This is a genomic window from Pauljensenia sp. C0170B5, from assembly GCF_056590195.1.
In genome coordinates this window covers 1-9,648 of the sequence record NZ_JBWPVR010000002.1, presented here as the reverse complement: position 1 = coordinate 9,648, position 9,648 = coordinate 1, and the positions used below count along the sequence as shown (strand labels likewise).

The 9,648-nt window shown below is 60.1% G+C and carries 10 protein-coding genes and 1 tRNA gene; 8 read left to right on the top strand and 3 right to left on the bottom strand.

Translation table 11 applies throughout. The annotated features are described in order from the left end of the window. Nucleotides 1–29 precede the first annotated feature (29 nt). A tRNA-Leu gene (locus AC1EJZ_RS03300) sits at nucleotides 30–115 on the bottom strand. A gap of 69 nt (nucleotides 116–184) precedes the next feature. On the opposite strand from AC1EJZ_RS03300, the gene AC1EJZ_RS03295 reads away from it, so the two are divergent. The 4 genes from AC1EJZ_RS03295 to AC1EJZ_RS03280 are packed head-to-tail and all read left to right on the top strand — an operon-like array spanning nucleotide 185 to nucleotide 3,580. After that, nucleotides 185–958 carry a DsbA family oxidoreductase gene (locus AC1EJZ_RS03295; protein WP_257590416.1) on the top strand — a complete coding sequence of 258 codons (774 nt, stop codon included), beginning with the start codon at nucleotides 185–187 and terminating at the stop codon, nucleotides 956–958. Between the two features lie 24 nt (nucleotides 959–982). Next, on the top strand, nucleotides 983–2,059 hold the full coding sequence (locus tag AC1EJZ_RS03290) for a GNAT family N-acetyltransferase (RefSeq protein WP_480293959.1): 1,077 nt from the start codon (nucleotides 983–985) through the stop codon (nucleotides 2,057–2,059). Between the two features lie 42 nt (nucleotides 2,060–2,101). Continuing rightward, nucleotides 2,102–3,199 (top strand): NAD(P)/FAD-dependent oxidoreductase, encoded by a 1,098-nt coding sequence (locus AC1EJZ_RS03285; protein WP_058236623.1) that lies wholly within the window; start codon nucleotides 2,102–2,104, stop codon nucleotides 3,197–3,199. Nucleotides 3,200–3,241: 42 nt separating this feature from the next. After that, a complete protein-coding gene (locus tag AC1EJZ_RS03280) occupies nucleotides 3,242–3,580 on the top strand; it encodes a DNA primase (RefSeq protein WP_070726651.1) in 339 nt (112 codons plus the stop codon). On the opposite strand, the gene AC1EJZ_RS03275 is transcribed toward AC1EJZ_RS03280, so the two are convergent. Beyond that, nucleotides 3,577–4,521 carry an aldo/keto reductase gene (locus AC1EJZ_RS03275; protein ID WP_092648543.1) on the bottom strand — a complete coding sequence of 315 codons (945 nt, stop codon included), beginning with the start codon at nucleotides 4,519–4,521 and terminating at the stop codon, nucleotides 3,577–3,579. The two genes, AC1EJZ_RS03280 and AC1EJZ_RS03275, sit on opposite strands and share 4 nt — an antisense overlap. Before the next feature lie 73 nt (nucleotides 4,522–4,594). On the opposite strand from AC1EJZ_RS03275, the gene AC1EJZ_RS03270 reads away from it, so the two are divergent. Beyond that, nucleotides 4,595–5,446, top strand: coding sequence for an undecaprenyl-diphosphate phosphatase (locus AC1EJZ_RS03270; protein WP_092648544.1), 852 nt, complete (start codon nucleotides 4,595–4,597; stop codon nucleotides 5,444–5,446). Nucleotides 5,447–5,456: 10 nt separating this feature from the next. Here the strand turns inward: AC1EJZ_RS03270 and AC1EJZ_RS03265 are convergent, their stop codons facing one another. Then, complete coding sequence (locus AC1EJZ_RS03265; RefSeq protein WP_480293958.1) at nucleotides 5,457–6,302, bottom strand: RecB family exonuclease; 846 nt, start codon at nucleotides 6,300–6,302, stop codon at nucleotides 5,457–5,459. 70 nt (nucleotides 6,303–6,372) lie between these two features. On the opposite strand from AC1EJZ_RS03265, the gene AC1EJZ_RS03260 reads away from it, so the two are divergent. The 3 genes from AC1EJZ_RS03260 to AC1EJZ_RS03250 form a co-directional block, all read left to right on the top strand. Continuing rightward, nucleotides 6,373–7,419 carry a tRNA (adenine-N1)-methyltransferase gene (locus AC1EJZ_RS03260; protein ID WP_092648546.1) on the top strand — a complete coding sequence of 349 codons (1,047 nt, stop codon included), beginning with the start codon at nucleotides 6,373–6,375 and terminating at the stop codon, nucleotides 7,417–7,419. Between the two features lie 50 nt (nucleotides 7,420–7,469). Next, nucleotides 7,470–9,029 (top strand): proteasome ATPase, encoded by a 1,560-nt coding sequence (gene arc / locus AC1EJZ_RS03255; RefSeq protein WP_092648547.1) that lies wholly within the window; start codon nucleotides 7,470–7,472, stop codon nucleotides 9,027–9,029. Further along, a partial coding sequence (locus AC1EJZ_RS03250; protein ID WP_480293957.1) for a proteasome accessory factor PafA2 family protein occupies nucleotides 9,026–9,648 on the top strand: 623 nt, incomplete at its 3' end. The genes arc and AC1EJZ_RS03250, both read left to right, overlap by 4 nt.

The following is a 9,648-nucleotide window of genomic DNA, read 5'->3' as shown; positions in this document are numbered from 1 at the left end:
GCAAGGTGTCGCGACCATTCTGCCCATTGTGCGCGGAGGGGGACTTGAACCCCCACCCTCTAAAGCGAGGACTAGCACCTCAAGCTAGCGCGTCTGCCTATTCCGCCACCCGCGCAACGCTCAATGAGAGCGGATAGAACTTTAACACGACAATGGTACCTGTCGGCAAATCGAAACGTCCAATATGAACGAGCGACACGTCACATTTGCTCATGAGTTAGGTGACAAAGGCCCGGGCACCCTGACAATCGAGCAAAGTTATGAGACAGTTGCCAACATGCACATCGACATTTGGTCTGACGTGGCATGCCCGTGGTGCTATCTGGGTCTTCACCACCTGCGCACGGCCCTGGGCTCATTCGAGCATGCTGACGAGGTTGAGATTCGACTTCACGCCTACTTCCTTGACCCTGACTTAGCAGAACCGTTGGAGCTATCTCAAAGCGAATACCTGACAGCACATCGTGGAATGTCAGAAGAAGATGCAGACAAGAGCCTGGCTCAATTCACTGAGTTGGGGATGGCTGAGGACATCACCTTCAACTTCGAAACGATGGTGGTGGCGCCCACCTCGAACGCACACCGGCTCCTCGCCGCAGCCTACGAACACGACCTTGCGCACGACACGCTGACAGGTGCGAATACCACTCAGCTTGCTCTGGCTGAAGCGCTTGATCGTGCCCACTTCGAAATGGGTCAGGACGTCTCCGATCCGGAGGTGTTGATTCAGTGTGCGAAGCGAGTCGGTATGTCAGCAGAAGATGTGGTGGCCGCCCTCGCTGATGAGCAGCGAGCAGCAGATGTAGTTTCCGACTACCAGATCGCCGTTGAAATGGGTATTGAGTCGGTTCCCACCATGCTCATCGATCAGAAGTTTGTGATCCAGGGCGCACAGAATGCGCAGGCCTTGGGGACTATGCTGGCGACCGCGTGGGAACACACTCACGCTGAAGCCTGAAGCGATCATCCAAAGGAGGATTCAATGTCGCTCGCTCCCTTCACGGTCACCGGTGCGCGCATCTCCCTGGTGCCACTAGCTTGTGACGATGCCAACGATATCTACCGTCTGTGCCAGGACCCTGCCATCATGCAGTGGACGACGGTTCCCTCGCCATATTCGCGTGACCAGGCCAGGGAATTCGTTGAAAAAGTCGCGACCGCCGGCTGGGAGAAGAACGAGCCACACTGGGCGATCCGCACCGTGGCCACCAACACGCTCGTGGGCACCCTGTCGATGCGGATTCAATCCGAGGACGGGACGCTCGATGTGGGCTACTGGGTAGGCGCCGACAGCCGTGGATCAGGCTACGCTACCGAAGCACTTATCCTGGCTGCGCGCGTCGCATTCGATACGCTGAACGCGCCGCGCCTCGTGTGGCGCTCACGGGTCGGCAACTGGCCATCGTGGCGCGTGGCGTGGCGACTGGGCTTCCACGCAGGCAAACGAGGGCGGCAAGTCGAAAACGACAAGGGTGAAGAAATCTGGGAAGCATTCCTTGAACCAGATGACACGATGGAGCCTGCTGCACCGTGGGACGGGCCGGCTGCACCCGCACCGGTGATGGGGCGGCGCAGTGGCACCTCGCACACACCGGGCCGCAGCACGCGTAGCCCCCAGGAACTGGTCAGCGAGTTCCACTCGACCTACCACATGCCCAACCGTGTGGCAGACGGCGGGGAACCCACACTGGACTACGACCGTGTCATGATGCGCATGAGCCTGATCGCTGAGGAATTCAGCGAACTGATTGGAGCCATGTGGGGACCTGACGCGAGGACACTCATCGAGCAGGCCTATCAGCAGGCAGCTGAAGGCGATCATGCCACCTCCGATATCGTCGAGACCGCTGACGCTTTGGCCGACCTGGTCTACGTCATCTACGGGATGGCACTGGAATCAGGCATCGACCTGGATGCGGTCCTGGAAGAAGTTCAGGCATCGAACCTGTCCAAACTCATGCCGGATGGGTCGGTGAAGCGTCGTGAGGACGGAAAAGTTCTGAAGGGACCGAACTTTTTCCCACCCAATATTGCTCGCGTGCTCCACCTGGACGACTGACACGTGAGATGATGGCATCATCATCAACGAAGGAGATCAACTGTGACCAAAGTGGTAGTTGTCGGCGGTGGGTACGGTGGTGTCACCGTCGCGAAAGGACTGGATCCAGTCGCTGACGTGATCCTCATTGAGCAGAAGGACCAATTCGTTCACCACGCGGCCGCACTTCGGGCAGCGGTCGACGAGGTGTGGGAGCACGCCATTTTCATGCCGTACTCGAACCTGCTGAAGAATGGGCAGGTGATCCAGGGCGTCGTCTCGTCAGTGACGGGGACGACGGTGCATGTCTTTGGGCACGACCCCATCGAAGCGGACTACGTGATCCTGGCAAGTGGATCAACGTATCCGTTCCCCGCAAAGTACTCCTCCTCGAAAGCGACTGTGGCGAAAGCGCGCCTTGAACAGCTCCACGACGCACTGACATCGGCCGGCTCGGTCATGTTGGTAGGCGGAGGCACCGTCGGCATTGAGATGACAGGTGAGTTGGCCAGCGCGTTCCCTGATCTGGAGATCATTCTGGTTGAATCCGGTGACTCCATTCTGTCCACGCCTGGCTACACACAGGAGCTTCGCGACGCGATCACGGAACAGCTCGACGAACTGGGTGTGCGCGTGGTGACAGGCTCCCCGCTGGCATATTTGCCGCCGATTCAGGCCGGCCAGCTAGGACGCTTCAGTGTTCAGACGCATAACGGTGACCAGATCGAGGCAGATATATGGTTCCAGTGCTACGGCGCGACAGCGAACTCCGGATACCTGGCGGGAACGGAATACGAAGAACTTCTTCACCCGAACGGAACAATTCGTGTTGATCCCACGCTGCAGGTCAAGGGACACTCCAACGTGTACGCCATTGGTGATATCACCGACGTGCGTGAATCCAAGCGCGCAGATGCGGCACGTCAGCAAGCCCGAGTTGTCATTGCCAATATCACGCATCAGCTGGAAGGCGGAGAGCCCGATATCTCCTACCAACCCACCAAGGAGTGGGTCATCTTGCCGCTCGGGCCGTCGATGGGTGCATCGCAGCTGATCGACGCAGACGGGAATATGCGTATCCTCGGTGCAGAACAGACAGCGGAGATCAAGGGCACTGATCTGATGGTTTCCGTTATCCGCTCGCAACTGAATCTTCCCTGAATTGAGCACGTCAATTTAGGCGTGAACAGGTAGGCTGGGAGCATGACACAAGATCCTCGCGACGCGCTGAACTTACTCATCGCAGCATTTGAGCACCACTTTGATGTCGTCCAGGGCGGCACAGCCGCGTCGGATGCCGTCATTTCGCAGGCAGAAGAACGCCTCCGTGATGCGTTCTTCACCTACGACGACGTTCTCTTCACACGATTCGACGCTGAACTGCCGTTCGACATTCTGGATGAAGATGATGACGACGACGATGATGACGACTATGAGGACGACGGCGACGACGAAGATGATGACGATGACAGCTTCGACGGCTTCGACGATGACGAGTACGACCAGATCGACCTGGACGACGATAACGACGAGGACGACTAATCTACGCGCGGATCAGATACTTCGCTGAGTACCGTTCGGATCTGCTCAGGAAGTGGATCCTGACATTCGAGCAGCTGATCGAGCTGTCGGACCGTGCGCGGACCGACGATCGCGCTTGCCACACCCTCAGCGTCACGCACCCATGCCAACGCCACATCCATACTCGTGCGATCAAGCCCCTGAGCAGCGCGTTCGAGGGCGTTGAGCGTGCCAGACAAAGCAGGATCCAGGTAGCGTTCAACGGTATAACGCAGGTGCGGTGACGCGGCGCGTGAATCTGGGGGAGTGGCATGGCGATACTTCCCGGTCAGGACGCCGCACGCCAGTGGCGAATGCGCCAGGATTCCCATCCCGGCTGAGCGTGCCGGTGCAAACACCTGAGACTCGAGGCCGCGATCCAGCAGTGACCAGGAATCTTCCAACGCAACCACAGGCATCCCCGCCAGGGCCGCCCTCGTCGATGCTGATGCCGCCGTCCACGCCGATGCGTGAGCGATCCCTACGTAGCGCGCACGACCCGAGCGCCAGGCGACCTCCAGCGCGGACAGTGTTTCGTCGACCGGAATGTGCGGCGTGAACTCCGCGAGCCACAGGTCAACGAAATCGGTGTGCCACCGGGCCAGCGCATCGTCCAGACTGGCGAGCATGTCGCCGCGCGCCGCACTGGCACGCCACTTAGTGGACGCATCCAGGTGTGCGCCCCCTCGAAGTGCGATCACGAGCTGATTGCGACTGACTGTGCTGATGAGCGACCCGAGGACGTCCACCGCCGCGCCGTCTCCGTGCGTTGGTGCAATTTCGATCAGGTTCCCACCGGCATCGACAAAATGGCGCAGCATGTCTTCAGCTTCGTGCTCATCGGTGTCGCGGCCCCACGTGAGTGTGCCGAGTCCAACATCAGAGACGCTCAGGCCCGAACGGCCGCAAAAACGAGTGCGCATACTGTAACCGTAGTGTGGTGGTGACCGGGTGGCGCGGTAGGGGAATCGGCGTGGTGCCCGTACAGTAGGCCTCATGAGTTGGCTTGATGCAATCATCCTGGGGCTGGTTCAGGGCCTCACGGAGTTTCTTCCTATTTCCTCATCTGCTCACCTGCGCATTGTGGGAGAGCTGATCGGACAGGCAGATCCGGGAGCTGCCTTCACCGCGATCACGCAGATCGGAACTGAAACCGCAGTGCTGGTGTTCTTCTGGAAAGACATCGTGAGGATCGTGTCGAAATGGGCGCGTTCCCTTCCCGTAGTCGGCCCCGCCAAGCGCGTCAGCGGTGCCGATCCCGATGCGCGCATGGGGTGGATGATCATCGTCGGATCCCTGCCGATCGGAATCCTTGGACTGCTGCTCGAAGATTGGATCGACACATCATTCCGTAACCTGTGGATCACGGTGGCCATGCTTGTTTTCTTCGGTCTGCTGCTCGGCGCGGCTGATCGCTTGGGGCGCAGGGAACTCACCCTTGACCGCATGAGCTGGCGCGATGCCATTGCTTACGGCTTTGCTCAGGCGATGGCTCTCATTCCCGGCGTCTCCCGTTCAGGTGGCACCATCACGATGGGGCGCGCGCTGGGCTACACGAGAGAAGCTGCAGCGCGCTACTCATTCCTGTTGGCCATGCCCGCCGTCTTCGCATCGGGGTTCTACAAGATGGCCAAGGTGATCGGTGGTGGTGACATTGTTGCGGTCGGGCCGACGATCCTGGCCACGCTCATCGCTTTCGGCGTGGGATACGTGGTGATCATGTGGTTCCTCAAGTTGATCTCCACCCGCTCGTTCAGCCCCTTCGTCGTGTACCGCCTGGGTCTGGCCGCCCTCGTCGCGATCCTGCTGCTGACCGGCGTCCTGACGCCCGGGGGAGTCGCAGCCTGACGAGGGTGACTTACTGACTCGCACGCATGGACAGTACACGCTCGATGCCTTCTTCAGGAATATCGGGCACCTGACCGCCAAAGATGGGGCACATGGACTGCACGTGGCACCAGTTGCACAGCGGGTTTTTTGTCGGAACAAAACGACGTTGGCGAGCCGCACTTTCGATGCGCTCCCACAGCTGTGCCACATCGGCGCGAATGTCCATCATGTCGGCGTCGGTGGGGTCCAAGGTGAGGACCTGACCGGACTTGATGTACACCAACTGCGTGCGGGCCGGAAGTTCGCGTGTGAGCTGAAGCAGCAATGCGTAGAAGCGCATCTGGTAGAGAGCTTCGTCCTGGAAACGTGGACTGGGAGCCTTGCCTGTCTTGTAGTCCACAACGCGCAGCTGGCCTGTGGGAGCCTGATCGATGCGGTCGATGAATCCGCGCAGACGAATGCCTTCGGGCATCACCACAGTGATCAGTTCTTCACGTCCAACCGGTTCAAGCCATCGTGGATCCTCGATATGGAAGTACTGCTCGATTACGGTTCGCACGTCACGCATCCATGACTGCAAATCCTCTTCAGAATCGAACAGATCCATCACTGTATGATCGTTGCTGCGTAGCACTTCCCATTGCGGGGCAACCAGTTCCTGAGCATGCTCAGGGGTGCGATCGTGCTGCGGCACGTCGAAGAGATGCTCGAGGACAGCGTGTACGAGGGTGCCCATCGCCGTGGCACGTGTGGCGGGCGAGGGAATGCGATCCACAACTAACAGGCGGAACTTGAGAGGGCATTTCATGAAATCGCGGGCGCGCGACACCGACAGTGCGGGCGCCCACTGTTCAGACGATGATGAAGACTGCATGTGCCTACCGTAACGCCGCGCACCGGCATCTGCGTGCTCGCCTGCTCCGGTTGTGGATACAATCCCAGCGATGAGTACTCATAGTGAACTAGGTCAGGAAAACCGGCGCGGGCCACTGCGCGAAGGCGATCGGGTGCAGGTACGCGACCCGAAGGGACGATTCCACACCATCACGCTGGTGGCGGGCGGACGCTTCCAAACCAATCGCGGATGGCTCGATCACGACGCCGTGATCGGTCAGCCGGACGGCCAGGTGATCACCACGCCTGAAGGACGCTCATTCCAGGTGCTGCGACCCCTGCAAAGCGACTACGTCATGTCGATGCCGCGCGGCGCAACGGTGATCTACCCCAAAGACACCGGCACCATCATTCATATGGGGGACATTTTCCCCGGCGCACGCGTAGTGGAAGCAGGTGTGGGATCAGGTGCATTGACACTGGCACTGCTCAACGCGGTAGGCGAACACGGCCACCTCCACTCAGTGGAACGCCGCGAAGACTTTGCGGACATTGCGCGCGCCAATGTGGATCTCTGGTTCGGCTCTCACCACCCCGCGTGGACCCTGGAAGTAGGCGAGGTGGCTGATGTGCTCAATCGATGCGAGGCGCATAGCGTGGATCGCATCGTCTTCGACATGCTGGCCCCGTGGGAGAACCTTCAAGCCGTGGAACACGCATTGAACTACGGAGGAGTATTGACGTGCTACGTCGCCACAGTGACCCAGATGTCCCGTCTGGTCGAAGATATCCGCGCATGCGAACGATTCACAGAGCCACTGGCGTGGGAAACGATGCAGCGCGAGTGGCATCTCGAAGGGCTGGCCGTGCGTCCCGAACACCGCATGGTGGCCCATACCGGCTTTCTGGTCACCACGCGTCTGTTGGCACCGCACACCCGTCCGCAAACCGCCCAACGCCGCCCCGCTCCGGCTGCTGAAGGACAGAGCGGAATGTGGGACGACGAGGATGGGTGGACACCCTCGTCAATCGGGCAGCGAGTGCCCAGTGACAAGAAAGTACGGCGAGTGCGTCGTGACGCAACTGCGCGCAGCGAACATTGGGTGGGAGAAACATTACAGACCACGGTTCGGAAGGATCTGGAGGAATCCCACTGATCGTCATAGTGTTGAATGACCACTAAAACTGACTCGCGAGGAGGGTACGAGTGAGCACGTCTGCCGACCAACAGACCGTTGACGCGTTGCGGCGATCTGTCGCTTCTTTGGAAGAGAAGAACGAACGCCTCTCACGTGCCCTGTCGACGGCCCGCGGACAGCTTGTCCAACTCAACGAGAAAATCCACCGCTCTCAGCAGCCTCCACACACATTCGTCTCAGTTCTCGCGGTCGATACCGCCGCGCGTCAGATCGATGCGATGGTGGGCACCAAACGCATGCGCCTGACCGTTGACTCCAGTGTTGACCTGTCAACGGTGGCCGTCGGACAGCTGGTACGCCTCAACGAGAACATGGTCGTGGTGGGTGTGGACCACTTCGAGCGCACCGGGACACTGACATCGGTGCTGGAAGTACTGGGCGCCGATCGCGTATTGGTGTCCCTGGAAGGCGGCGCGGAACAGGTTCTGACGCTGGCCGGACCACTGCGGCACGGAAGCGTACGGGCAGGCGATTCCGTCATGGCGAATCTGCGCGCCGGTCAGGCCATCGAACGCGTCACCCGCTCGGATGTCGAGCAGCTGCTCACCCCGCAGGTCCCGGACGTCACCTACGATGACATCGGCGGACTGGATCAGCAGTTGGCCAGTGTGCGTGACTCGATCGAGATGCCGCTGCGTCACCCGCAGCTCTACCGCGATTACGGCTTGCGCCCACCCAAAGGCATCCTGCTGTACGGGCCGCCAGGTTCGGGTAAAACACTCATTGCCAAAGCAGTGGCAAACGCCTTGTCGCAGACCGAATCAGGCGTGCGCGGCCACTTCCTGTCTATCAAGGGCCCCGAACTGCTCAACAAATTCGTGGGGGAGACGGAGCGCCAGATTCGGGCAATTTTCTCCCGTGCTCGTGCACTGGCGGCAACCGGGATCCCTGTTGTCGTGTTCTTCGATGAGATGGAAGCTCTGTTCCGCACGCGCGGCGCAGGTATCTCCTCTGACGTGGAAACCATGATTGTCCCGCAGCTTCTGGCTGAAATGGACGGAGTGGAAGCCCTCGACAATGTCATCATCATTGGCGCATCCAACCGAGCCGACATGATCGACCCTGCTGTACTGCGGCCCGGACGCCTCGACGTGCGTATACGCATCGACCGACCCGACCGGACGGGCGCGCGCGACATCTTCACGAAGTATCTGACCACGCACGTCCCGATTGCAGCGAGCGAGATTTCCCGCTATGGGAGCCACGAGGAGGCCCTCAATCAGATGATCGACGCCGCCGTGGAGCGTCTGTATGCACGCGATCAGTCCACTGCACTGTTCCACGCGACGCTGACCTCAGGCGCGCAGACGACGCTGTACCTGAGTGACATCGTTTCAGGCGCATTGATCGCCTCGAGCGTGGAGCGAGCCAAGAAACACGCTATCCGCGCCACGCTTGGCGGGAGCGAGCAGGGGCTGAGCCAGGAACACGTGCTGCGCGGCGTGGAAGAAGAGATGCGCGAATCAATGGAGCTGGCTGCTACGTCTTCGCCAGTGGACTGGGCACGCACCGTGGGAGTGCGTGATGATATTCAATCCGTGACCCCCATTCAAGGAGATCCACAATGAGCGTCCACCGCATCATGGGCACCGAAACAGAATTCGGTGTCTATCAGCCAGGCAACCCGTGGGCAAATGCGGTCGCACTGTCCACGCAGGCAATCGCTGCAGGCGGACAGCTGTCACGCGAGGGCGACCCTGTTGGATGGGATTACACGGGTGAGGACCCGCTCAATGATCTGCGCGGTATGCGCCTGTCCCGTGCCGCAGCCGACCCGTCACTGTTGACCGATGATCCCTACCACCTGGCACCGTCAGGGGGCGTGGAAGCGTTGGAACGCCCCAGTGACAGTGAGCGCGCACTGCCAACCCCGACGGTGGCGGTGCTGACCAACGGTGCGCGCCTGTACGTCGACCACGCACATCCGGAGTATTCCGCACCTGAAACCTCGTCACCGCGCGAAGCAGTGCTGTGGGACAGGGCCGGTGATGAGATTGCGCGCCGAATCATGGCACATATCGATGCCAGCTCGGAGGTGCCGCTCGTCCTGGTCAAGAACAATACCGACGGTAAAGGTGCGGCCTACGGCACTCATGAGAACTACCAGGTGGAGCGTTCAGTTGATCTGGATGACCTGATCCGCGGCCTCATCCCATTCATGGTGACGCGCCCCGTCACCTGTGGTTC

Excerpts from the sequence above, each read along its gene's own strand:
- AC1EJZ_RS03270 (WP_092648544.1), top strand. The coding sequence starts at position 4,595 with ATGAGTTGGCTTGATGCAATCATCCTGGGGCTGGTTCAGGGCCTCACG.
- AC1EJZ_RS03275 (WP_092648543.1), bottom strand. The coding sequence starts at position 4,521 with ATGCGCACTCGTTTTTGCGGCCGTTCGGGCCTGAGCGTCTCTGATGTT.
- AC1EJZ_RS03295 (WP_257590416.1), top strand. The coding sequence starts at position 185 with ATGAACGAGCGACACGTCACATTTGCTCATGAGTTAGGTGACAAAGGC.
- AC1EJZ_RS03265 (WP_480293958.1), bottom strand. The coding sequence starts at position 6,302 with ATGCAGTCTTCATCATCGTCTGAACAGTGGGCGCCCGCACTGTCGGTG.
- AC1EJZ_RS03290 (WP_480293959.1), top strand. The coding sequence starts at position 983 with ATGTCGCTCGCTCCCTTCACGGTCACCGGTGCGCGCATCTCCCTGGTG.
- AC1EJZ_RS03260 (WP_092648546.1), top strand. The coding sequence starts at position 6,373 with ATGAGTACTCATAGTGAACTAGGTCAGGAAAACCGGCGCGGGCCACTG.
- AC1EJZ_RS03280 (WP_070726651.1), top strand. The coding sequence starts at position 3,242 with ATGACACAAGATCCTCGCGACGCGCTGAACTTACTCATCGCAGCATTT.